The sequence below is a fragment of the Pseudogemmobacter hezensis genome (genome assembly GCF_013155295.1).
Classification (GTDB): Bacteria; Pseudomonadota; Alphaproteobacteria; order Rhodobacterales; family Rhodobacteraceae; genus Pseudogemmobacter; species Pseudogemmobacter hezensis.
On record NZ_JABJXT010000030.1, the window covers coordinates 1 to 22,475 of the forward strand.

The 22,475-nt window shown below is 57.0% G+C and carries 22 protein-coding genes; 9 read left to right on the forward strand and 13 right to left on the reverse strand.

Annotation, left to right across the window (positions count from 1 at the left end; genetic code table 11):
- The 5 genes from HOY34_RS21895 to HOY34_RS20165 all read left to right on the forward strand — a co-directional run.
- Window positions 1-486, forward strand: a 486-nt coding sequence (locus tag HOY34_RS21895; protein ID WP_216654861.1) for a hypothetical protein, incomplete at its 5' end; no start/stop codon positions are given.
- Window positions 487-660: 174 nt separating this feature from the next.
- Window positions 661-2,733, forward strand: coding sequence for a flagellar biosynthesis protein FlhA (locus HOY34_RS20150; protein WP_172366221.1), 2,073 nt, complete (start codon window positions 661-663; stop codon window positions 2,731-2,733).
- The gene (locus HOY34_RS20155) at window positions 2,730-3,527 is read left to right on the forward strand and encodes a flagellar biosynthetic protein FliR (protein WP_172366223.1); all 798 of its coding nucleotides are present in this window, start codon (window positions 2,730-2,732) and stop codon (window positions 3,525-3,527) included. The genes HOY34_RS20150 and HOY34_RS20155 overlap by 4 nt, the downstream gene beginning before the upstream one ends.
- Window positions 3,527-4,621 (forward strand): EscU/YscU/HrcU family type III secretion system export apparatus switch protein, encoded by a 1,095-nt coding sequence (locus HOY34_RS20160; RefSeq protein WP_172366225.1) that lies wholly within the window; start codon window positions 3,527-3,529, stop codon window positions 4,619-4,621. The genes HOY34_RS20155 and HOY34_RS20160 overlap by 1 nt, the downstream gene beginning before the upstream one ends.
- A gap of 41 nt (window positions 4,622-4,662) precedes the next feature.
- Window positions 4,663-4,956: a hypothetical protein gene (locus tag HOY34_RS20165; protein ID WP_172366226.1), complete on the forward strand. Its 294-nt coding sequence runs from the start codon at window positions 4,663-4,665 to the stop codon at window positions 4,954-4,956.
- A gap of 109 nt (window positions 4,957-5,065) precedes the next feature.
- Here the strand turns inward: HOY34_RS20165 and HOY34_RS20170 are convergent, their stop codons facing one another.
- The 11 genes from HOY34_RS20170 to HOY34_RS20220 form a co-directional block, all read right to left on the reverse strand.
- Entirely contained in the window at window positions 5,066-6,019 is a 954-nt protein-coding gene (locus tag HOY34_RS20170; protein WP_172366228.1) for a 5-oxoprolinase subunit C family protein, read from the reverse strand.
- Window positions 6,012-6,689 (reverse strand): 5-oxoprolinase subunit B family protein, encoded by a 678-nt coding sequence (locus HOY34_RS20175; RefSeq protein WP_172366230.1) that lies wholly within the window; start codon window positions 6,687-6,689, stop codon window positions 6,012-6,014. The genes HOY34_RS20170 and HOY34_RS20175 overlap by 8 nt, the downstream gene beginning before the upstream one ends.
- 5 nt (window positions 6,690-6,694) lie before the next feature.
- On the reverse strand, window positions 6,695-7,459 hold the full coding sequence (locus HOY34_RS20180) for a LamB/YcsF family protein (RefSeq protein WP_172366232.1): 765 nt from the start codon (window positions 7,457-7,459) through the stop codon (window positions 6,695-6,697).
- Window positions 7,456-8,112: a response regulator transcription factor gene (locus tag HOY34_RS20185; RefSeq protein WP_172366234.1), complete on the reverse strand. Its 657-nt coding sequence runs from the start codon at window positions 8,110-8,112 to the stop codon at window positions 7,456-7,458. The genes HOY34_RS20180 and HOY34_RS20185 overlap by 4 nt, the downstream gene beginning before the upstream one ends.
- On the reverse strand, window positions 8,112-10,496 hold the full coding sequence (locus HOY34_RS20190; protein WP_172366236.1) for a cache domain-containing protein: 2,385 nt from the start codon (window positions 10,494-10,496) through the stop codon (window positions 8,112-8,114). Before HOY34_RS20190 ends, HOY34_RS20185 begins: the two co-directional genes overlap by 1 nt.
- Window positions 10,497-11,320: 824 nt before the next feature.
- Window positions 11,321-12,118 (reverse strand): DUF1217 domain-containing protein, encoded by a 798-nt coding sequence (locus HOY34_RS20195; protein ID WP_172366238.1) that lies wholly within the window; start codon window positions 12,116-12,118, stop codon window positions 11,321-11,323.
- A gap of 1 nt (window position 12,119) precedes the next feature.
- Window positions 12,120-12,521, reverse strand: coding sequence for a flagellar biosynthesis repressor FlbT (gene flbT / locus HOY34_RS20200; RefSeq protein WP_172366240.1), 402 nt, complete (start codon window positions 12,519-12,521; stop codon window positions 12,120-12,122).
- Entirely contained in the window at window positions 12,518-12,889 is a 372-nt protein-coding gene (flaF, locus tag HOY34_RS20205) for a flagellar biosynthesis regulator FlaF (RefSeq protein ID WP_172366242.1), read from the reverse strand. The genes flbT and flaF overlap by 4 nt, the downstream gene beginning before the upstream one ends.
- A 66-nt stretch (window positions 12,890-12,955) precedes the next feature.
- Complete coding sequence (locus tag HOY34_RS20210) at window positions 12,956-14,512, reverse strand: flagellin N-terminal helical domain-containing protein (RefSeq protein ID WP_172366244.1); 1,557 nt, start codon at window positions 14,510-14,512, stop codon at window positions 12,956-12,958.
- Window positions 14,513-14,997: 485 nt separating this feature from the next.
- The gene (locus tag HOY34_RS20215; protein WP_172366246.1) at window positions 14,998-15,333 is read right to left on the reverse strand and encodes a flagellar biosynthesis protein FlgN; all 336 of its coding nucleotides are present in this window, start codon (window positions 15,331-15,333) and stop codon (window positions 14,998-15,000) included.
- Window positions 15,302-15,574 (reverse strand): rod-binding protein, encoded by a 273-nt coding sequence (locus tag HOY34_RS20220; protein WP_172366280.1) that lies wholly within the window; start codon window positions 15,572-15,574, stop codon window positions 15,302-15,304. The genes HOY34_RS20215 and HOY34_RS20220 overlap by 32 nt, the downstream gene beginning before the upstream one ends.
- 123 nt (window positions 15,575-15,697) lie before the next feature.
- Between HOY34_RS20220 and HOY34_RS20225 the strand changes: the two genes are divergently transcribed.
- On the forward strand, window positions 15,698-17,509 hold the full coding sequence (locus HOY34_RS20225; RefSeq protein WP_172366248.1) for a flagellar hook-length control protein FliK: 1,812 nt from the start codon (window positions 15,698-15,700) through the stop codon (window positions 17,507-17,509).
- 9 nt (window positions 17,510-17,518) lie between these two features.
- The gene (locus HOY34_RS20230) at window positions 17,519-18,178 is read left to right on the forward strand and encodes a flagellar hook capping FlgD N-terminal domain-containing protein (protein WP_172366250.1); all 660 of its coding nucleotides are present in this window, start codon (window positions 17,519-17,521) and stop codon (window positions 18,176-18,178) included.
- A gap of 68 nt (window positions 18,179-18,246) precedes the next feature.
- On the opposite strand, the gene ubiB is transcribed toward HOY34_RS20230, so the two are convergent.
- Window positions 18,247-19,788: a 2-polyprenylphenol 6-hydroxylase gene (ubiB, locus tag HOY34_RS20235; protein ID WP_172366252.1), complete on the reverse strand. Its 1,542-nt coding sequence runs from the start codon at window positions 19,786-19,788 to the stop codon at window positions 18,247-18,249.
- Between the two features lies 1 nt (window position 19,789).
- Window positions 19,790-20,539, reverse strand: coding sequence for a bifunctional demethylmenaquinone methyltransferase/2-methoxy-6-polyprenyl-1,4-benzoquinol methylase UbiE (gene ubiE / locus HOY34_RS20240; RefSeq protein ID WP_172366254.1), 750 nt, complete (start codon window positions 20,537-20,539; stop codon window positions 19,790-19,792).
- A gap of 174 nt (window positions 20,540-20,713) precedes the next feature.
- Between ubiE and mutM the strand changes: the two genes are divergently transcribed.
- Window positions 20,714-21,565, forward strand: a complete 852-nt coding sequence (mutM, locus tag HOY34_RS20245) for a bifunctional DNA-formamidopyrimidine glycosylase/DNA-(apurinic or apyrimidinic site) lyase (protein ID WP_172366256.1) — start codon at window positions 20,714-20,716, stop codon at window positions 21,563-21,565.
- 67 nt (window positions 21,566-21,632) lie between these two features.
- Window positions 21,633-22,409, forward strand: coding sequence for an enoyl-CoA hydratase (locus HOY34_RS20250; protein ID WP_172366258.1), 777 nt, complete (start codon window positions 21,633-21,635; stop codon window positions 22,407-22,409).
- Window positions 22,410-22,475 lie beyond the last annotated feature (66 nt).

Consider the following 22,475-nt stretch of genomic DNA (forward strand, 5'->3'; position numbering starts at 1 on the left):
TCAGATCCGCATCGCACTCATGAACCGCTTCACATCACTCGGAACGCCCGAGACCGTCCGCATGCGCTGAAGATAACCGGGAAAGGGGTATCTGCGCCCCCAAGCCGAATAGCGCAACAAAGCCCAGCGGAAGCCGCGCTGCTAAAAAGAGATGCGAGGCTCGCGATTATGCTGTCGTCTGCACTGGATGATCCCACGGATTTGGAAATGCTTGCGAAGGCATCTCTTCAATTAGGGGATGCGAAAGCGGCTGAGTCCATATTTCATTCAATGGGGCGAAATGACGACGCTTTCAGAGCAGCCCTTTGGGCAGGAAACTGGGCCGGTGTTTCAGGTTCATCTGTGCGTGAGCTCTCTAGGGCAGCCGAGTTTGCGGTTGGAAATGGTGCGAGCGCTTCGAATATGGGAGTGGTGTCAAAGGGTCGATCTTTGTCAGATGAAGCTAGAGATGTGAAAGCGGTTATTTCAGATATTGTAAACTGGTAAATTTATATTATTTCCTGGTACTTTTGAGATGTTAAGTTCAGTATGAAAAATGTAGTGTTTGGCGCTTTTTTTGTTGGCATGATGGTGTCTGGTGGGGTGTACTTAGTTTGCTATATATGTGGCGAATTTTAATTAAAACATTGTAAGTTGTGAATATATATAGGGGTGTGATATATGGAAAAGCACTGGTATTTGAAGTTGTTTCATCCGACTGTGGCATTGTCTGTTGTTTTGATGCTTCTCATTGGCGTGATGGTTGTTCCGATTCCGCCTTTTTTGCTTGATTTTGGTCTTGCCTTGTCATTTGCGCTCGCCATTTTGATGCTAACGATAACGTTATTTGTTGAAAGGCCTTTGGATTTTTCAGCATTCCCAACCATATTGCTGTCATCACTCATTCTGCGGCTTTCATTAAATATATCGTCGACAAGACTGATAATTAGTGATGGTCACAACGGTACGGCTGCGGCGGGCCGAGTTATAGAAGGCTTCGCCGGATTTATCATGGGCGGAAATATTGTTTTGGGCATGGTAGTTTTTGTGGTTATTATGATTGTTAATTTTATTGTGATAACGAAAGGCGCAGGCCGAATGGCCGAGGTTGGTGCGCGATTTGCTTTGGATGGGATGCCTGGGCGACAGTTAGCTATTGATGCCGATATGTCAGCAGGCGCTATTTCTCATGAAGAGGCCAGGGGGCGCCGCGAATCAGAGCTCGCGGAGACAACATTTTTTGGATCCCTGGATGGGGCTTCTAAGTTTGTTAAAGGTGATGCAATCGCGGGCCTGTTAATAACCGCACTAAATTTTATCGTCGGATTATCAGTCGGTATTGGTTTTCACGATATGGATGCATCGCGCGCAATTTCAACATATGCGATGCTTACTGTGGGCGATGGGCTGGTGGGGCAGATCCCGGCTGTGATTATTTCTGTTGCGGCCGCGTTGCTGCTCTCCCGCGGTGGGAACAAGGGAGCGGTCAATGTAAATTTCTTTGGTCAGTTAGGTCGATATCCCACTGCGCTTGCCACAGTTTCAGTCATGATGATGGTTTTTTCCATGCTACCTGGTATGCCGTTTATACCATTTATTGGCGCTGCAACGGCATTGGGTTTGTGCGCTTGGAAAGGATGGAAGAGGCCGGTCGAACAGGCAGGCGTTCCGGCGGACGTCGCCCAGCCAGCGGTGCGCCAACTTATCGGAGATGTCCTCGACTTCGATGAGATTCATATAGAGTTCTCGCCAAATCTGGTTGATATGGCGCTAGATCCTGCCACCGGCCTTGATGGCAGAATAGCAAGTATGCGCAAATATATTGCCGCCACTTATGGTCTGATTTTACCTGAAATTCGATTAACTGATGAAGCGACACTGCCCAGCGGTCAATATCGAATCCGGATTCAGGGCGTTGAACGGGTTACGGATCAGCTATTCCCGGACAAGGTTCTCGTTCTTATGTCCGACGATGCGGTAGTGCTGGACGGCGCAGAAGTAAAAGAGCCAGTGTATGGGGCCCCAGCAAAGTGGATAGGACCAGAGCTTCAGGAAGACGCGGTGCTCTCGGGATTGACGGTCGTGTTGCCGGCTGAGGTTCTTGCCACTCATCTCCTGGAGGTGCTGAAGGCTAGCCTTTCACGTCTCCTGTCAATACGTGGACTGCGTCGCCTTTTGGATGAGTTCACAGACCTGAGTGATCGATCGCGAGCAGAGGCGAATCGCAGGCTTCTTGATGACATGATCCCTGATAAAGTGCCGATGGATTTGCTTCATGCTGTCATGCGGCTGCTATTAGATGAGCGTGTTTCGATAAGAAACCTTCCCTTAATTCTTGAGGCTGTTGCTGAAGCGAGGAGTCTTGGTTCAGCCGAGGCGGTTTGTGAGCATGTTCGTCAGCGCATTGGTTTTCAGATTATATCAGAGTTTCGTCGTCCCGATGGCACTATCCCATTAATTCAACTCGCCCCGGAATGGGAGCGCACATTTTTGGCGCATCAGACCGACGGAGATCGAGGTATTCGTGACGTTGCATTGCCGCCTGATCTTTTTTCCAGGCTTGCCAACGGCATCGCGGAACGGCTTTCTCAGGCGAGAGAAGGCGGCGCCGCGCCTGCTATTGTTACATCAGCAGTAAGACGCAGATTTTTGCGGACGGTCGTGCAGGCGCGTGGACTGCGGGTGCCTGTTCTTTCCTACGAGGAGATTTCCAGCGACACCAGGCCAGCTCTTTTTGGCCAGGTGCCGATATGAATGGGATTGTTTATCAGCTGAGTGATGTATTCGGGGTTGCTGAAGACATCGTGTGGCAATATGGAGTTGTATTTTTGCGGATTGGTGCAGTGATTGCGATTTTGCCGGGTATTGGCGAGAGCTATTTGCCGCAAAAAATAAAAATATCTATTGTTTTTCTGATTACTATTATCGTGTTTCCTGCTGTATCAAATACATTTAATCATAACTTAAAAATATCTGCGGATGGCATTGTATTCACTCTATCGGTTGTTGCTGTAGAGGTTGTCTCTGGACTCACTTTGGGCTTCCTGCTTCGAGTAATGGTTATGTGCCCTCAAACTGCGGGGGCGATGGTTGGTCAATCCATTTCTTTGGCTCAGATGTTCAATGGTACAGGGCCTGAGCCGCAGCCAATCGTTTCTAATCTTTTCGCCATTTCCGGGCTGGTGCTGTTTCTTTCGATGGGGGGGCTTTCCCGCGCCGTAGAGCTTATTGTGTATTCTTACGAATTTTTGCCACCAGGAATGCCGCTTGGCGCGCAGGATTTTTCAAAGTTGGGGCTGCTTCAGGTATCAAGACTATTTGCATTCTCCTTCGCTATGGCTGCGCCGTTCGTAATCTCGGCCCTGCTCTACAATCTTGGGCTTGGTGCCATTAATAGAGCTATGCCACTGCTCATGGTCACCTTTATTGGTGCCCCAGCTCTGACTTTAGGAGGACTGGTACTGCTCGCGATAGCAACGCCATTTTTGCTTCAGGTGTGGCAAGAGATGGTTCATCTGCGTCTGCTCAATCCTTTTGGGAGTTGGTAGTGTCGGATACTGACAGCGATCGGGACAGCAAGCAGTTTGATCCAACGCCCCGTCGGCTTGAAAGGGCGCGTGATGACGGCGACGCCGTTCGATCCGAGGACGTTCAGGCTGCTCTTGTTGGCATCGGATTGTTGCTGGGCGCCGCTGTATTTGGCGCTACAGCAGTAAACTATGCTGGCAAAGCGGCGATGCTATTTTTTGATCAGGCAGATTCGCTGCCTGTTCCAGGTGATCATGGCGCTGGTACTGTAATCTCGTCGGTAGCTTTTCACATTGCGATGCCTATTCTTGGCTTGCTGCTGATGCCGATGACGTTGAACATTATATGGCTGATTGGATCCCGGGGCTTGGTATTTGCACCGTCGAAGCTTCATATGAAGTTGTCAAGATTGTCACCTATAGCAAATTTCGGGCAAAAATTTGGCCGGAGCGGATTGGTAGATTTCTTTAAAAAGCTGATAAAAGTATCTGCTATATCTGCCGTATTATGGTTGTATCTTATTGGTCAATTTGATCGGATGGTCGGCAGCCTTCGTCTGGATGCAGGCATTGTAGCGCTTTTAATTATTGAACTGCTCTATACATTTTTTATTCTTATTACTGTGCTGAACATTTTTTTCGGAGTGATCGATTACCTTTGGCAACGAATGGAGTTTCTGCGCCGTAACCGAATGACGCGTAAGGAAATGACTGATGAGATGAAGGATAGTGAGGGTGACCCTCACATGAAGGCAGATCGACGTCGGCGCGCGGAAGAGATAGCAAATCGGCGTATGCTCGCAGAAATACCTGCGTCGGATGTAGTGATCGTGAACCCAACTCATTATTCGGTTGCATTGAGATGGGACCGGCTACGGGGCGGCGCTCCAATTTGTGTTGCTAAAGGAGTAGACGAAATAGCGGCGAGAATTCGCGAGCGTGCACAGGAGGCTGGTGTCCCAATACGCAGAGATCCTGCAACGGCCCGCGCTATTTATGCTGCAACCGAGTTGGGTCATGAAATAAAACGTGAGCATTATGCGGCTGTCGCTGCAGCCATTAGATTCGCGACAGTGATGCGAGAAAAAGCCAGAAAACGGACTGCGTTACGATGAACAGCGCTGTAAAATTATCCAGATTGCGGAAGATGGCTGGTATGATTCTTGAAATCCGGTCGGCCAGCCTTGCAAAGGCTGCAGCGGACCGAGAAGCGATACAAAGATTAATCATCGAGCTGGACAAAGCACCAGTTGGAAGCACGATGACCGATACCGTCGAGGCTCAGCGGTATTTGGCCTACGAGGCGTGGGCTGCCGGTAGGCGAACCCAACTGAACCATCAACTTGCACGGAAAGAGGTCATTTGGCAAGCCGAGCTGGACGCTGCACGCGCAGCTTTCGGCCGGAATCAGGTTCTGGAAAGATTGCAGATGCAGAGAGATTTCAGGTGACCTGTGCTTCTCGTGCAGATCTTCATCGCGATGTGGGGCCGACGCAGGGACAAGTTGAAGAATGAAAGAGCCAGGTCGTGACGCTCGCGACTCGGATGCCTATAGACGTCTAGCCGGATGCAATCATTCCCAACCGCTGGATATAGCGATCGCAGTTGGAAATGTGTTGACGGCTCAGGTTGATTGCCTCGCTGGGCGCGACAGTTACAAATTGGATGGACTGCATCGGCGTAGTCTGAGCGAAGCCATCAAGATCGCAATCCAGCACAGTTGCAATTCTGGGATAGCCGCCGGTGGTCTGATGATCTGCCATCAAAATTGTAGCGACCCCATCACCGGCCACCTGAACAGAGCCCCGGGACAGCGGTTCGGAAGCCATGTTCAACTGTGCTGACGGAGCAATAAAGGGCCCCGAAAGCCGGGTGCCCATTCGGTCGCTTGCTCCGGTTGTGGACCATTTCCCATGATGCAGGGCGTCCAGGGCCTCGGTGCCAAAGAACCGTTCCTGCGGACCCGGGACAATGCGCAGGCGCGGGCGGGCGCGGGCGAAAACGGGGCAAGGAATTACCGCTGGCAGGTTGCGTTGTGGTTTTGCATTGGCGATGCGCAGCTCTTCTCCGCTAAGAAGGCGCCCACCTCCAAGGCCCGAAGGGCCGTGTGTTGCCTGGCTGCCCAGCCATGCTGGCCTGTCAAAATCTCCACTAAACGCGAGGTAGCACCAGCTTCCCCATAGGCCAGGCCGAATGACCAGCTTTTCTCCCCGGCAGAGCTGACCCCGACGCCAGGATCCGCAGCGCTTGCTGCCGTGCTCGAGAATAAAGCCGCCGCCTGCCAGAGAAAATCCGACTTCGCCAAGTAGGCATTCAAGATGCAGGCCGCCCCTGGATATCTCGATCACGGTTGCCCCGGCCGGATTGCCGATTGCTGTATTCGCTGCCGCCAGCGCCACCCTGTCCATGGCCCCCGATTGCGGCACGCCGAAACGTGCCCAGCCCGGGCGGCCGCCATCCTGCAAAGAGACATGCGGTCCGGCAAAGGTAATTCTAAGCTGCGCGTCAGCCATCGGTCCGCTCTGCCTGTGAGGCCGGGATGCGACGAAACCGAACCTCATCTCCCGGGGCGAAAAGGAAGGGGTGCGTTGGGTCGGATGTCAGAATTCTGGTCGGGGATTTACCAATTATCCACCATCCGGATGGCATCTTCAGCGTTGATATAATGCATTGAGAGGAGGCGATCAGGACAGAACCCGCAGGTATGTCGCGTATGGCCGCAGGCTTGCGCGGCAATTGCAGCGCAGGCGGAACACCTGTCAGATAGGCATAGCCGGGAGCAAACCCATACATAAAAACCTGATATGTCGCGCCAAGATGCGCGGCGATGACGGTATCTTCGCTTTGACCGGTTGCTGCGGCGATTGCGGCCAGATCGACGGCGCAGCCCTCATCATAGCAGATGTCGATCTGATGCTGACGGGGCTCTGCAGGCTCGGCGGGGCGTGCGTCGAGGCGTTGTCGGATCGCTGCCTCCATTGCTGCGTGATCGGTGCGCAACATATCAAACCTGACCAGCAGGCAGGCATTTCCCGGAACGGTTTCGACCATCTCAGGCGGTGGTGCGGCGTTCAGGGCCGCATCCAGCTGCAGCACAGCCTGGTGGAGTGTGGCGTCAACGCCCTCGCCAAACTCGACCAGAAGGCTGTGCTCTGCGACGGGGCGAAATCGAGGCGATTGCATCCTGTTCACCGGGACAGAAAGGGGGAGATCGAAATTCCGGCATCTGTCAGGGCGGTCCGCAATGCCTGGGCCAGTTTGACTGCGCCATTGGTATCGCCGTGAATGCAGATCGAATCTGCCCGCAGCCGCACCGAGCCGCCGCCTGCCACCGGCATTTCGCCAGTGGTAAGGAAATCCAGCATCCGCTGGCATAGCTGATCGGGATCGTGAAGCACGGCGCCCGGCTGATCGCGGGGCATCAGCTGGCCGTTTGGCAAATACCCGCGATCTGCGAAAATCTCTGAATAAACAGGGATATCGCGGCCATTGGCCACCTTCTCTAATGCTGTGCCTGAGATCGCCAGCAGCGCCAATTCCCCGGGTAGCGCCGCGACCGCGTTGCAAATGGCAGAGGCGATGATCGGATCCGCCGCCGCCAGGTTTGCCAGCGCCCCATGCGGCTTTACATAGTGAACATGTGTTCCGGCCAAAGCGGCCAGGGCCTGTAAGGCGCCGATCTGGGCGGTCAGCATGCGGGTGATTGCGCCGGGGCTCATCTGGATGATGCGGCGGCCAAAGCCCTCGCGGTCGGCATAGCCCGGATGTGCCCCGATGACGGTGCCGCGCTCTTTTGCCTGGGTCAGGGCGGTGAACATGGTTTCAGGATCGCCCGCATGACCGCCACAGGCCAGATTGGCCGAGCTGACAATCTTCAGCATCTGCGCATCATTCCCCAGCAGCCAGGGACCATAGCCCTCGCCCAGATCGGCATTCAGATCGATCCGTTTCATGGCAGATGCCCCGGACGCGTATGCTGGGCCAGCGAAATCAGCTCTGCGACCGAGCGGATCTGCAGCTTTTCCAGGATACGGGCGCGGTGGTGGTCGACGGTGCGGGGGCTGATGCCCAGGCGCGCGCCCACCTCTTTGCTGGAGGTTTCTGAGGGGTTGGCGACCATGTGATGCACGATTTCCAGCTCACGCCCGGTCAGCCGGTCGAATTTTGCCTGCACCATCTCAGATCCGGCCCGCAGGGCGTGGCTTTCGGCAACATGGGCGAAGGCCGCCTCTATCCGCTCGATCAGCACCGATTGCCGGAAAGGCTTTTCCAGGAAATCCAGGGCCCCGGCCTTGATGGCCTGCACCGATTCCGGCACCCCGCCATGGCCGGTGATGAAGATGATCGGCACCTGCAGGCCGGTGCGCGCCATATGCTCTTGCAGCTCCAGCCCGTTCATGCCCGGCATCCCATAGTCAAGGATCAGACAGCCCGCATTTTCTTGCTCATAGCCGATCAGGAAATCGGTGGCCGAGGCGAAGGCATCGACCCGATAGCCCCTTTTTTGCAGAGAGCGGGACAGTGAGGCGCGGATCGCCTCGTCATCGTCAACCACATAGACCGTCAGCGTTTCTTGCGACGGTGTCGCCGGAGCCTTGCGTTCCATCATGTCGTCCTGGTTGCCACATCCAGCGTGAAGCAAAATCTTGCCCCACGCAGACCTGGTTTTTCATGCCACAAAGTGCCGCCATTCGCCTCGATGATAGAGCGGCAGATCGACAGGCCAAGCCCCATCCCTTCGGGTTTTGAGGTTTCAAACTGCGTGAACAGCGTGATGTCCTCGCCGACGCCCGGGCCGGTATCCTCGACCGTGACGGTCAGCTGGCTGCGCCCCTGGCCGTCAGGGTCTGCAGTCTCGCCAATCCGCATCGAGACCATGATAAGGCGGGTATTTTCCTTGTCGCTGGCAATCGCCTCGATTGAATTGCGCAGCAGGTTGACCATGACCTGCGCGATCTCGACGCGGTTGCCCATCACCTGCGGCAAGGGCAGGGTGTCGCGGGTGATCCGCACACCGACCTCGGTCGCCTCGGCATGGACAAGGCGCAGGGTTTGATCCAGCAGTTCACTGAAATCAAACGGCTTTCTGACGCCCTCATCCTTGCGGATAAAGCTGCGGAGCGCGCGGATGATATCGCCTGCCCGCAGCGACTGGCTTTCGATTTCTGACAGAAGTTCGCGCATCTCTGCCTCGTCCCAGTTCTGCTCTGACAGCGTCAGCAGGGCCGTATCGGCGTTTTGCGCAATCGCGGTCAGCGGCTGGTTCAGCTCATGCGCCAGGCCCGCTGCCATCTGGCCCATCGTATTGCCCCGCGCCATATGCGAGAGATCGCGGTTCAGCTGGGTGATTTTTCCGGTTCTGGCCTTTTCCTCGGTGATATCATCAACCGTCAGCACGCCGTGCAGCGGCTTTCCGGCATCGTCACGGATGATGATCGAGTTCAGCTTGACCCAGATCAGGCTGCCATCGCGGCGATACCAGCGCATTTCCTGGCTGGCCTCTGCGTCCGGGTCGGGCTGATAGGCGGGATTGTCGCGGCAGGCGTAGCCGGACAGATCATCGGGATGGGCCACATCCGTGATTTTGCCGCCAATCGCCAGAGCCGGATCGGCCCCGATAATCTCGCCGAATTTTGCATTGGCGCGGATGATGCTGCCGTCAGTCGGCGAGATCAGCGCCATGGCCCGCGATGACAGCTCGAAGGTCTGCCCGAACTCACGTTCGGCACCGCGCCGCGCGGCGATCTGCTGCATCAGCGTGGAATTGGCCTTTTCAAGCTCTTTATAGGTGCGCGGCTGCGGCGCGTCGGCGTCAACCTCGCCCTGCGAAATCAGGGCGTTGCGCACGGCAAAGGCGCGCACCGGGCGGTAGATATAACCGGCCAGAACCAGCCCGACCAGGCCAGAAACGGCTGCCACGGCTACCGCGATCCAGACGTTTTGCGCCCGATTTGATTTGATCACCGAGGTGAAATCGGATTCTGGCGCATAGACCCCGATGGTCCAGGGCAGGCTTTCGCTGATCGGGGGCATCACGGTAGAGACATAGACCTCACCCTTATAGGTGAATTGCGACGACATGACCTGACCAACCTGCAGCTCTCCGGCTCTGGCAAGGGGTGCAAAGGCGGTGCGGCCAATCGGATCGTCGATCTCGCTGATATTGGCAAAGCGCAAAGAGCCATCCCCGGCGGTGATCCGCAGCAGACTGAGGTCTGGATGGGCGATCACATCGCCATTGCGGTGGATGATCAGCGCCTTGCCATGCTGGCCGATCTGCAGTCGTGACAGGAAATCAGAGATCCGGCTGATCTCGATATCGACCCCGACCACCCCCCAGATCGCCCGGGACGTGCCCCCGGCTGCCCTTCGCCCGCCCGCGGGGCGCAGAACCGGGGCCGCAAGCGTGATGCCGGGCTGGCGCGATGAAAAGAAGATATAGGGGTCCGTCCAGATCGTGCCCAGATCCCGGCGGGCCTGCATATACCAGGAGCGGTTGCGCGGATCATAGGGATCCTCGGGGGTCAGCTCGCGGCGGATGATGCCGAAATCATTATTGCGCCAGATCAGCTGAACAACCCGATGGCCATTCTCGACCGAGATGATCTTGCTGCGAAATGGCCCCGCCTCACCAGGGGTGCGCGATACCATGACAAAACTGCCATCCTCGCCACCGAAATAGACCCCGGCAAACTGCGGCGCGATCTGCAACTGCTGGAACAGAAGTTGCTCAAGCCGGGTCTGGTCGTCACTGGCAACCACCTGGTTCTGGGCCAGCCTGGCGGCAAGTTCGGCAGCCCCCTGCGCCGGATTCAGGAAGCCCTTTGAGTGCTCGATCGCATTGGTGCCAACATCGCGCAGCAGGTCGCGGGCGTGCGCAATCAGGGCCCGCTCTGACGTGAAATAAGACGAGAAGACCACAACCAGCACTGCAACCAGCTGCAGGCCTGCCAGGCAAAGCGCCAGTAGAATCCGCAATGAATAGCGCATCAGCGCCTCCTCTGCCGCCCTGTCACCTGATCGTGCCAGGTGCCCTTGCGGGGGTCGGCAGCCAGGCTGTGGGGGCAGATCACCCCCGATCACCTGTCATGTTTAAAAGCCTGGCCGGATAAGCGCCAGTGTTACCGGGCGCATAAAAGGGCGTGTTTGTAGGTAAAAGTGCCTAGGCAACCACGCGAATTTAACTCTCGCGTCGAATATGGGATAGATTTGCGCGTCGGGTTGTAGAGTTACGAGTTTGTCAGGCGGCCGACGGTCTGATTGTGAGGTGGCGCCCGTTGTTCACGGGAAACGTCGCTTCACCTTAGCGAGTCAATTGTTCACCAGTCACTTGAGTGCGCTGCCGGAGCCGTTTTACAGGTGCCCGGCAGCTCTTTTGTGTCGGTGCAGCGAATCCCCTGGCGTCCCCCTCGGCGCTGGGGGAGTTTCCCTTTTTCCGATCAACGGCCCAGGTCAAGTTCACAAAGGGCCCATCCAGAGCGTGTTGCAGACGATTTCGACGACGCCGTCTGCGGTTTAGCGCGTCGCCGTTCGGCGTTTGATGCCGTCGTCCATGGTCACACTCATTGCTCTGTAGCACGACAAAACTTTCACGGGGTCGAGACATGCGCCTGTTCTAAGTCCGGACGGGCAAGATGAAATTCTCAAATAATGCCCATTCGTCGTTGAGCATCAGGTTGCGAGCCAAGCTCACCTCCCACGGAGAGATGATCTCGAACCACAGCCGAACGCCCGGTAATCTTCTTTGTCTACACGACCTAATAGAAAGTTGGATTATTCTATTGCGGTATTGAGCGCAGTGGCAGCCCAAAATATCAGGTTCTTTTCATAGAATGCAGCAACTGCAAAGCGCTTTGTGCCGGGGACATTTGTGAAACGCTCAGCGATTCACGAATCAGATAATTTCTGATCAATTTTTCAACTTTTGCCGTGTCTGAAAACTGCGTTACGCCAGAGTTTCCAAAAACTGACTGAGCCTTTCCCTTAAGAGAGCTTAGTTGCTGATCTATACTTATGTTGCCAAATCCAGACGAAAATCCGAACGACTTTTCAAATACAGCCCGAAGTGGCTTGCTTCCCAAAATCATATACCATTTCGTGTCTTCGCTTACAGGAAGGCTTGATATCCTTGCCAGTTCACGTTCGGTATTCAATGCCAGCCGATACGATGAATTGCTTTCTCCGATAGCCGACTCGAACTGCCTGTAATGGTATTTTTCCAGAATTTCGTCCGCAAATCCATCCTCAATAGTATTTGGTAGCTCCAGACCACTTAATCCGAATGATTCCGAAAGAGACTTGTAGCTTTTATCCGCAAGTCTGTTGGCGAGATCTTTCGGATTGTCGACCCCGTCAGAAAGAACCTTTTTTATGAATGCTTTCGCATTTATATCTTGCTCAAGTCCGAATGCAGATAGTGCAACCTTTAACAAACGCCGATCTGAAACAAGGTCATCCGCAGATGTCACTTTGCCAATATTATCTCGAAAATAATTGGCTTCACGTTGGTTGACCGGGCTTGACCTCCATGCTGCCTCCTGGCTTGGCATAGTACGTTTCAGCATCAGCCATCCGGTATAGCCACTTCCTGATATGATTGGCTGAAAGCTCATGTCACCCCCCTGTAGCCAGCAGGCGAGATTCGCGTGGAAGAAGGCCGCGAAGCGCCTTAAGGGCCTGATAATGCTGACTATCCAAAACCGCAGCGCTTGCCTGCGAAAGCAGTTGGCGACTGTCGGGATCGGTCAGCACCTGGCTGAGTTGTTCTATGCCACGCAGCAGTTGATTGCGCGTTTCCATCGGCGGGGCATCTCCTGAAAGCACCAGTTGAGCGATGTAACAAACACGGCGTACCGGAGTGTTCGCTTCATCGGGGTGCAGAGCATCACGCAGACGCAGAATATTCGCATTGGGCGTCATCACGGCAAGTCTTGAGCGCTTGTCGCCGTTCTCGATTACGGCGCCGTTTATGAGTACGCGCTCATGCGGCCCAAGCTTTAGGACAAGGCCAGTCATGTTACCGCCTCTTGGCCACGCAGCCCCTTCAAAATGGCTTTATTAACCTCGATAAGAACGGCCGCATCCGCAGCGTTGTCACGAATTTTTCGACTGTGCGCCACAGTAAAGCGATAGAGATAAAGGAGCCGCGCCCGCAGCATTGCCGGAAGGCCGTTTGTCGGCTCAGCGACATCTGCGGCAAGAGTGGACCAAAGCTTTTCGTTGTTGAAGACCGCTTCCAGCAATTCTGTACGGTCCTCGTTTCGCCCGTTCTGTGCGGCAACCAGGCGCTGTGTCACGCGTGCGATGATGTCGTATTCAGCCATGCGCGCAGTACGTATCGGCGCCGAAGGCTGTGCATAGACCAGATTGGAGCTGAGAGTCATTCTGACAAATTCCGTTCTACCAATGTGTTAGGGATGACCGGGGCCTTACGACCCCGGCCATAGTCATCAGCGGAACAGTGCAAGCAGATTTTGCGGCTGCTGGTTCGCGATCGAGAGCGCCTGGATACCCAATTGCTGCTGAACCTGAAGTGCTTGAAGGCGTGCAGAAGCTTCTTCCATATCTGCATCAACAAGCGTACCAATCCCAGCCGTCATTGCGTCAGTCAGCGATGACACGAAGCCGGTCTGGGTGTCGATGCGTCCTTGTGCCGAGCCGAACTCAGCCGCTGCATCAATTGCTTTGTTGATCATGGTCTCGATGTTGGAAAGCGCTGCACGTGCGCCTTCAACCGTGGTCACGTCAATAGCATCCAGGCCGAACAGGCCACCCGAAGCCTTACCGTTCACCGTACCCGAGCTTGCAGCAATTGCCCTGTTGGTATCCGATGAATTGTCGATATGCAGTTGCCAGGCCCCGGTAGCGCTTTGGCCAACTTTGGTCGTCAGACCGGGGACATTGCCAGAGTCGATCGAGATCTTCAGGCCACGCACAACATCTTCAACGGTCTCACCTTTTCCGGCAACATAGCTATAGGCAACACCACCAACGTTAAGCGTATAGCCGTCGCCATCTTTTACAGCGTTACCGCCAAAGACATAGCTTTCAGCCCGTTGCGAGATGGTTGCCACCGCACCAGAAACCGTTCCCTGTCCTGCCGTTGGGATCGTCGGTGCGGCAAGGCCGGCGACATGCTCAACGGTTACCTGTTCAAAGGCACGTGTCGACTGAATATCGATGTCGGTGGTGCCGTTCAGAACAGCGGTTACCCCCTCAACACCCAGCTTGTTGATTTCGCTGATCATCCGGGTTGCAGTGGCCGCTGCCGTCATGCCTGCGCCAGTGTCATTGGTGAAGGTGACTGTTTGACCATTGATTTTAATGGTCGCCGATGCACCCGCAGCCAGCGCGGCACCCGCCATACGGGCCGAATTGGCGCCATTTGTGATGCTGGTCACGGCCGTTCCGGCCGAATCAACCGGCGCGGTGATATTGCCGGTAATAACCGCCACTCCGGCAAGGATCTGGGGCGAGCCAGTCGAAACGCCCAACGTGCCATTCCCTGCGCTAAGGTCCTGACGTGCAACCGTGATGTCCGAGGTCGAAACGCCGGTGTCAGAGCGATCCAGCGATGCGAGGAATTTCACATCCTGGGTGCCGGAGACCAGATTCAGCGCACTGAACTGAGCGCCGCTGACAATACCCGCAATCTGGTTCCGCAAAGCCTCAACGTCGGTTTGCAGCTTTTCGCGCGGCACATTTTCGCTTTGGGCCGAGACGATCTTCTCTTTCATATTATTGAGAAGGCCCTCAATTTTCTCTGCCGCCTCGCGCGCGACCGACAGCGACGATGAGCCAAGTGCGAGGCTGTCCGAGATGCCCTTGAAGCCCTTTACATCCGACTCCATCACCTTAGAGATGGCCCAGACCGCAGCATTGTCACGGGCAGTGGAGACGGTTTTGCCAGTCGAAATCTCCGACTGAACCTTATTCATATTGCCATTGATGGTTTTAAGGGTCTGCAGCGCGACCATTGCGCTGGAATTCGTCAGAATGGACGACATTTGAGTATCCTCTGGCTGCCCGATTGCTTTGCACCTGGGCGTAAGCGCCGCCCGTGAGGGCAGCAGTTCCGGCATTCTGACCGTTGCCCCGGGGGCCACCCGCGGCGCCATCCCCACATCGGGATGCATGAACAACTTCGCAGCAGATACCTTCTAAGTTGTTAATTCCGCTTTGAGCCATTTCTTGCGTTTATCCGGTATTTGACTCGAATATTGCAGGCTCCTGCTGACGGGCGCGACCTGAAGGAGGTTGCCTGTCACCCGGCCCCGTCCGCTCTGAAAGACGAAAATCATCCCGGGCCGGATAAGCAATCCCCGGGATCGCGTTCTGCTCTGCCTCAGCAGGTGGCGTGGGGCTTCGTCTGCGCGTGGTCGCCATGCCGAAGCGGCCTGCCCGGAGCGTTCTGTTCTGACATATTTATGCGCCATCCGGTCACCGTCTGAGATGACATCAAATGCGGCTGAACCAGCGTTCGGCCGTGCCTTCAGATACGGCGTGGCTTTCCCGGATCAGCTGAAGAAATCAGCCCTCGCTGCCCCTGCGAATCATAGGTCGAGAATGCTTCCGGCCGGGACAGCCGCTCTTTCGCTGCCGCCACTCCGCGCAGTGCCGCCTCAATCAGGGTTGCATTCTCACCCGCCAGCAAACGGACCCGATCCAGCCCTTTTTCATCCAGCGCACCCGTATTTTCCAGGGCAGCCTCAGTTTCCATGGCCAGCACATCCAGCGCCGTCAGGTCACCTTCCAGCAAAGCGTTTCTTGTTTGCTGCAACAGGCCTTCAAGTTGCTCAAAGTTCATTTTCTGTGCCTCCCATCGCACGAAACAGCGTCTCTGCAAGGCCAATACCGCCGCGATCAACCATCAGCCTCGCCTGCTCCATCCGCAGGAAAGAGCCAAATTGCTCTTCCCCGATTCCACCGCCGAAACTGTCCGGGGCATCGCCCAGCCCCCCTTGCGCCAGCATTTCGGAGAGAAACATAGCCTCCATCTCGCGCGCTTTGTTCATCAGCTGCGTCTGCTCTGGCGGTTGCGGCCGGGATATGCCCGCCGCGGGCGTCATCAAAATTTCCGTCATAAGAAATCGTCCTTTTTATTTCGACTTTTCGGATCCTGACGCTGTTTCGGTAAACATCCGGTAACCCGAAGCTGAGAAAAAGAGCGGGCTCAGAAGAGAAAACCAGTCATGCAGAACGTTCAGATTAGCTTCGCCGGTGGTCCGGCTTCTCCAGGTCTCAACGGTTGGGGCAATATCCGCGCCGGGCAGCAGGCCGCAGCTGGCCCAGGCGCAGCTGCGCCCGATGGCCTGCCCCCTTTCACGCTGGAGCCCCTTGCCCCGCCTGCAGAGAATATTGCGGCAGAAGTGATGCCTGATTCTGCCGTGACGGAACCACCTGAAACCGCACAGGATTTGCTTCCGGATGCGCCGTCTGATGCAGAGCCTGGAATGCAGGGAACCGGCAATTTGCCAGAGCCTCTTGCGCCTCTTTCGCTGCCGATTTTGGCGCAGGCCTCTTTAGCCGGACATGCTGAACTGACACCCGCGAACGGCGCTTATGCCAATGCTGATGACGCCGTGGATACAGCCCTGGAACGACCTGTGTTCCCTGCCATTGAAACCAGCCGATCGGCCACGGCTGCGTCAATGCGAGAGGCAGAATACGCATTCCGAATCGGCTTCGGTGGTGAGGGCCGCACGGCCCCACAACCGCAGGATTCCGTCACCTCTGCGCCAAAAGCCCTGCCTGTCGCCCCGGGCATGGCGCTACCCCCTGGCGCAGGCGCTGCGTCACCGGCCGTTGTCCCCGGCCCGCTGCAGTCGGCCGATGCGGCGGCCACGCCCGGCGCGCAGATAGCCCGCCCAGAGGCGGCAGGGCATATCACACAGGCTTCCTCAGCTGGGGGGGAGGTTTCGCGGCATTCGATCACATCGGCCACGGGTGATGTGAAAGACGGGTCCCTATCGCAATCGCAATCAGAGCCGCCAGCAGCCAGATCGCCCACTGGCGATGCCCCAGTGAGAGCCACGGTCTTTTCAGCGCCTGATCCAGCACCCGGCTCACCAGGTTCTTCGCGCGTTAGCCCGCCCGCAGCCCCCTCTGATACAAAGCTCAATGCGTATTCACCCGAGCCGGATGATGGGCTTTCAAAGGCGAATCCCGGTATCGGCACGGCGCAAATTCCTGGAATGGCGCAGGCTGAATCAGCTCAGGGGCATCGCCAGGTGCCTACAGTCATAGCCCCCCCCGCTTTACAGAACAGAAGCCTCAACGCGGGATCAGGTGACGGGAAATCGCCAAACGCCAATAAAGATATCTCAAACGACCAGCCGATTATCACGACCAGCCCCGCCCCGGAAAGGGCCGCGCCCGCTTCTGCTTACGGCCCTGCTATTTCAGTGGATCGCTTCACCAGCGATGCCGCCAGATCTGAAAACATGTTGATGCCCCAAGCGGCCCTCAACATGCCGTCGGAAATGTCAAATGGTGCACCAGGCTTTCTCAGCGATAGCTCTGCAGGCGTGCCAGCCCTGCATAATACATCGCATTCGGCGGGCGCCCGAGAGGTGGCACTTCCGCAGCCGCGCGCTGATCTGCCAGCCCATCTTCCCTCACAAATCACGCAAAGCATTGTCAACACGGGTGGAACCACAACCGAGATCCGGCTCTCACCAGAAGAACTGGGCTCATTGCGAATCGAAGTTGCAACGGATGGCGACCGGGTATCCCTTACGCTGCTGGCAGAGCGCCCGGACACGCTGGATCTCTTGCGCCGGCATGCGGATCGTCTGATGGCCGAGTTTCGGGCAGCCGGCTTCAATGAGGCGGCGATGGAGTTCGGAACCCTTAATCCCGGTGACGGTCAGCAGCAAGAAACCGCGTCGCAATCGGCTGTGCCCGAGGATCATATCCCGTCGCGTGATATGCCGCTTGCAGATTTAGCGCCCGATCAAAGGCAAAACGCGCTGCCACGCAGTGCTCTTTATCTCAGACTTTAAGAGGTCAATATGCAGGTCAATGCAGCAAACAGCAGCTATAATACCAGCCAGAGCACTGGCAGCCCCTCGGCAATCACTTCAGACTTTACCACATTTTTGAAGATGCTGACGGTTCAGATGCAGAATCAGGATCCGTTAAACCCGGTAGAGGCGACTGATTTTGCAGTGCAGCTGGCGACATTTTCCGGCGTCGAACAGCAGGTTCAAACCAACCAGCTTCTGGGCGCGATGGGGCAGCAATTTGCGCTGATGGGTATGTCACAGCTGGCGGGCTGGGTCGGCCAGGAGGCGCGGGCACCGGCAGATGTGGTCTGGTTCGGTGGCGATCCGATCACCCTGTCCCCAAACCCCGCGGCGACAGCGGATCAGGTGGTTCTGGTCGTTCATGACGCGCGCGGAAACCTTGTTTCTCGTGAAGACCTGCCAGTCGGTGCGGCCCCCTATCAATGGCTCGGCGGGGATGCGACTGGCACTCCCCTTGCCGATGGGCGCTATATCCTGACCCTGGAAAGCTGGCAGGGTGGCGAATTGCTTGGGGAAAGCCCGGTGGAATATTATGCCAAAATCACCGAGGCGCGGGGCGGTGCGAATGGCACGACCCTGGTTCTGGAAGGGGGAATCGAGGTGCCCGCCACATCGGTCACGGCCTTGCGCCATGCTGACACCTGACCGCTTAAGCAGCTGACGGTGGCACCGTGACACAGGCAGAAAACCCGCCAGGCCGCTGGCCGATCCCGTCAGAAAGCTTTTGCGATCACAACTGCCAGACCCAGTGTCGTCAGCGTCATAAAGCCAGACAGCAGCAATACCGTCCCCCAGCCAAAACCCCGTTCTGGTTTGGGCGATTGCTTGGCCTCATCAAGAGCGATCAGGCGGCCCTCGACCAGCGCGGGCAGCCTGGGCAAAAACCGCGACAACACGCGGCTGGTACGCCACAGATCACGCAATACCGCCTTTGGTCCGATACTTGTGCGGATATAGCCCTCGACGACAGGGCGGGCGACCTCCCAGATGTTCAGCTGTGGATCAAGGCTTCTGGCCACCCCCTCAACGACGACCATAGTGCGCTGCAGCAAAATCAGCTCTGTCCGGGTCTGCATGCCAAAATTTTCTGTTACTTCAAACAGATATGCCAAAAGCTTGGCCATAGAGATACGGCTGGCAGTCATTCCGAAGATCGGCTCGCCAGCGGCGCGAAGCGCCCGGGCAAATTCCTCGATATCCCGGTCTGCAGGAACATATCCCGCCTCAAAATGCACCTCTGCGACGCGGCGATAGTCCCGGCGAATAAAGCCCATCAGGATCTCGGCATAGACCCTGCGGGTATATTCGTCGATGCGCCCCATGATGCCGAAATCATAGACGATCAGATCACCATTGGCTGCGACCTTAAGGTTTCCCTGGTGCATATCGGCATGGAAAAAACCATCGCGCAGCGCATGCGACAGAAACATGGTCAGCACCCGCCGCCCAAGCTCTGCACGATCTATCCCCGCCGCCGTCATCGCGGCCGAATCGTTAAGGCCAATACCTTCGGCCCAATCGATGGTCAGCACCGTCCGCCCAGACAACGCCCAATGTGGCGCAGGCACGATCAGGTGAGCATCTTTTGCCGTTTGCTCTGCAAATTCAGCGGCTTCAGCGCATTCAAGCCGCAGATCCAGCTCGCCCTGAACCACCCTGTCGAAATGGGTGACAACATCGGTTGGGCGCAGCCGACGCGAGAAGGGTGCCAGTCGCTCCATCCATTTTGCGGCGTAGTAAAACGCATCGATATCTTTGCGAAACGCCCGCTCAATTCCCGGGCGCAGCACTTTCACCGCAACCTCGGCCCCGGTTTCACGGACCCTGGCGCGATGAACCTGCGCGATCGAGGCTGCCGCGACAGGGGCGGACATCTCGGAAAACAGCTCGGATGCAGGGCAGCCAAACTCGGCCGAGATAATCGCCTGCGCCTCTTCCATCGGGAAGGGTGGCAGCTGGTCCTGCAGATATTTCAGCTGCTCTGCAAGTTCGGCACCGACAATATCGGGGCGGGTCGAGAGCACCTGACCCAGCTTAATATAGGCGGGTCCAAGCGCTGTGATCGCCCGCGTCACCGGCGGCAATGCGGGATCGCCTTTCAGCCCCAGGAAGCGAAACGGCCGCCCCAAAAGCCGCGCCGCAAAGCGCAACCGGGGCGAAACTTCCATCGCTTCCAGCGCCACAACCATTGCCCCGGTCCGCTCAAAGGTGGCCCCGGTGCGGATCAGCCGCCAGATATTATGCGGACCGCGCATCTCAGACCTTCCAACCAGAGTGCAGCGCGGCAATCCCCATGGACAGATTGCGGTATTTCACCAGCTCAAACCCGGCCTTGCGGATCATTCCGGCAAAGACCTCTTGTTCAGGGAATTTGCGGATCGATTCCACCAGATATTGGTAGGAATCGCGATCCCCCGTCACCATCTGGCCCATCGCAGGGATGACATTGAAGGAATACAGGTCGTAAACCTTTTGCATCAGGTCATTCGGGATCTGGCTGAATTCCAGCACCATAAGCCGCCCGCCGGGGCGCAAAACGCGAAAGGCCTCATTCAGCGCGTCCTGAACACGGGTCACATTCCGGATGCCAAAGCTGATCGTATAGGTGTCAAAACTGTTCGACGGGAAGGGCAGTGCCATCGCATCGCCAACCACCCAATCCAGCTGATCCGCCTTTGCAGAGGCCTCGGCGCGCTGCCGCCCGGCAATCAGCATGCTTTCGGTCATGTCGCAAACCACGGCCGAGGCACCAGGCGCCCGCGTCAGATAGCGGAAGGCCACATCCCCGGTGCCGCCCGCCACATCCAGCAGCCTGGTGCCGGGGCGCGGGGCCAGCCAATCCATCATCGCATCCTTCCAGATGCGATGGATCCCGACCGACATCAGGTCATTCATGATATCATATTTTGAGGCGACCGAAGAAAACACGCCATGGACCAGACCTGCCTTTTCGGCCTCTGGCACATCACGAAAGCCGAAATGAGTGGTTTTGTCTTGGTCTGCCATGGTTTTCGCCCGATTTTCGCCGCTGCAAAGCGGGCCTCTGGCCCGGTCGGTGGTCTGTTGCAACGGGATATACCGCAGAAGAGGCGGGGGAAACCAGTCAATCCGCATCCGCCCCCTTTGGCAAAGCCCTGGAATGGCATAGATCTGCGCAGGTCAGACCGCAGGAGAGTGCCGATGCCCGAATTGCCCGAAGTGGAAACCGTCCGGCGCGGCCTGGAGCCGGTGATGACCGGCCGCCAGATCCTGACTGCGCAGGTCAATCGCCCGGATCTGCGCTGGCCCTTCCCGCCCAATATGGCCGGGCGTCTGACCGGCGCACGGGTTCAGGCGCTGCGGCGGCGCTCGAAATACATTCTTGCGGATCTGTCGACGGGCGAGACGCTGCTGATCCACCTGGGCATGTCTGGCCGGATGCTGATCTCTGGCGCGCAGGCAGGCAATTTTCATTATGAGCATCCCGCGCCTGCGAAACATGACCATGTCGTGCTGGATATGGAGGGCGGGGCCCGCATCACCTTCAACGATGCCAGGCGCTTTGGTGCGATGGACCTGATCGACAGCGCCACCGCCGAGGCACATCCGCTTTTGCAGGTGATCGGGCCAGAGCCGCTGGGCAACAGTTTCGACGGCCCCTATCTGGCCTCGCGCCTTGAAGGCAAACGCAGCCCGGTGAAAACTGCGCTGCTGGATCAGGGAATCGTCGCCGGGCTGGGCAATATATATGTCTGTGAGGTTCTTTTCCGCGCCGGAATCGCGCCGGACCGCCTGGCGGGGGCTTTGACGCGGGCCGAGACGACAGGGCTGGTGCCGCTGATCCGCGAAGTGCTCAGCGATGCGATTGAGGCCGGGGGCTCTTCGCTGAAAGATTACCGTCAGGCTGATGGCGAATTGGGCTATTTCCAACACAGTTTCCGCGTCTATGGCCGCGAAGGCCAGGCCTGCGTCACCCCTGGCTGCAGGGGCACCATTTCTCGCATCACCCAGGGCGGACGCTCGTCGTTTTTCTGCCCGATCTGCCAGAAATAAGGCTCCAGCTTGCCTTCCCGGCCCGGAATGGTAGGACATGACCCCAATCTGAACCGGAGATCCCGCGATGGCCTATGAAACTCTGATCGTCGAGATCGAGGATTATACCTGCCTCATCCGCCTGAACCGCCCCGATGCGCTGAACGCGCTGAACGCGCAGCTGATGACCGAATTGGCCCAGGCCGTCACCGCCGCTGACCGCAATGACAAGGTGCGCTGCATCGTCATCACCGGCAATGAAAAGGCTTTTGCCGCCGGGGCCGATGTCAAGGAAATGGCCAGCAAGGGCTTTACAGAGGTGTTCTTCGACAACCTCTTTGGCCCAGAGGCCGAGGCGATTTCCCGCGCCCGCACCCCGATCATCGCGGCGGTTTCCGGCTATTGCCTGGGCGGCGGCTGCGAACTGGCGATGATCTGCGATTTTATCCTCGCCGCTGACAGCGCGAAATTCGGCCAGCCCGAGATCAACCTTGGCATCTGCGCCGGTATGGGCGGCACGCAGCGCCTGACCCGCTTCGTCGGCAAGTCGAAAAGCATGGATATGCATCTGACCGGGCGCTTTATGGATGCAGCCGAGGCCGAGCGTGCGGGCCTTGTCAGCCGGGTATTCCCCGCAAAATCGCTGATGGAAGAGACACTTAAGGTCGCGGCGAAGATCGCCGAAAAAAGCATGATTACCGCAATGATCGTCAAAGAGGCGGTCAATCGCGCCCAGGAGACGACCCTTGCCGAAGGCCTCTTGTTCGAGCGCCGGATGTTCCACGCCTCTTTCGCCACCGAGGATCAGAAAGAGGGCATGGCTGCCTTTTTGGAAAAGCGTCAGCCGCAGTTCCGCGACCGCTGATTCCCGTTTGCAAAGGTGCGGCCTTTCGCGTAAAGGCTGCGCCAGACATGCGTGTGGGCCCGCTTT

Bases quoted from the DNA above. Each gene is read 5' to 3' on its own strand.
- HOY34_RS20150 (WP_172366221.1), top strand. From the start codon at position 661: ATGGAAAAGCACTGGTATTTGAAGTTGTTTCATCCGACTGTGGCATTG.
- HOY34_RS20155 (WP_172366223.1), top strand. From the start codon at position 2,730: ATGAATGGGATTGTTTATCAGCTGAGTGATGTATTCGGGGTTGCTGAA.
- HOY34_RS20165 (WP_172366226.1), top strand. From the start codon at position 4,663: ATGATTCTTGAAATCCGGTCGGCCAGCCTTGCAAAGGCTGCAGCGGAC.
- HOY34_RS20170 (WP_172366228.1), bottom strand. From the start codon at position 6,019: ATGGCTGACGCGCAGCTTAGAATTACCTTTGCCGGACCGCATGTCTCT.
- HOY34_RS20175 (WP_172366230.1), bottom strand. From the start codon at position 6,689: ATGCAATCGCCTCGATTTCGCCCCGTCGCAGAGCACAGCCTTCTGGTC.
- HOY34_RS20180 (WP_172366232.1), bottom strand. From the start codon at position 7,459: ATGAAACGGATCGATCTGAATGCCGATCTGGGCGAGGGCTATGGTCCC.
- HOY34_RS20185 (WP_172366234.1), bottom strand. From the start codon at position 8,112: ATGGAACGCAAGGCTCCGGCGACACCGTCGCAAGAAACGCTGACGGTC.
- HOY34_RS20190 (WP_172366236.1), bottom strand. From the start codon at position 10,496: ATGCGCTATTCATTGCGGATTCTACTGGCGCTTTGCCTGGCAGGCCTG.
- HOY34_RS20195 (WP_172366238.1), bottom strand. From the start codon at position 12,118: ATGAGCTTTCAGCCAATCATATCAGGAAGTGGCTATACCGGATGGCTG.
- flbT (WP_172366240.1), bottom strand. From the start codon at position 12,521: ATGACTGGCCTTGTCCTAAAGCTTGGGCCGCATGAGCGCGTACTCATA.
- flaF (WP_172366242.1), bottom strand. From the start codon at position 12,889: ATGACTCTCAGCTCCAATCTGGTCTATGCACAGCCTTCGGCGCCGATA.
- HOY34_RS20210 (WP_172366244.1), bottom strand. From the start codon at position 14,512: ATGTCGTCCATTCTGACGAATTCCAGCGCAATGGTCGCGCTGCAGACC.
- HOY34_RS20220 (WP_172366280.1), bottom strand. From the start codon at position 15,574: ATGACGCCCGCGGCGGGCATATCCCGGCCGCAACCGCCAGAGCAGACG.
- HOY34_RS20225 (WP_172366248.1), top strand. From the start codon at position 15,698: ATGCAGAACGTTCAGATTAGCTTCGCCGGTGGTCCGGCTTCTCCAGGT.
- HOY34_RS20230 (WP_172366250.1), top strand. From the start codon at position 17,519: ATGCAGGTCAATGCAGCAAACAGCAGCTATAATACCAGCCAGAGCACT.
- ubiB (WP_172366252.1), bottom strand. From the start codon at position 19,788: ATGCGCGGTCCGCATAATATCTGGCGGCTGATCCGCACCGGGGCCACC.
- ubiE (WP_172366254.1), bottom strand. From the start codon at position 20,539: ATGGCAGACCAAGACAAAACCACTCATTTCGGCTTTCGTGATGTGCCA.
- mutM (WP_172366256.1), top strand. From the start codon at position 20,714: ATGCCCGAATTGCCCGAAGTGGAAACCGTCCGGCGCGGCCTGGAGCCG.
- HOY34_RS20250 (WP_172366258.1), top strand. From the start codon at position 21,633: ATGGCCTATGAAACTCTGATCGTCGAGATCGAGGATTATACCTGCCTC.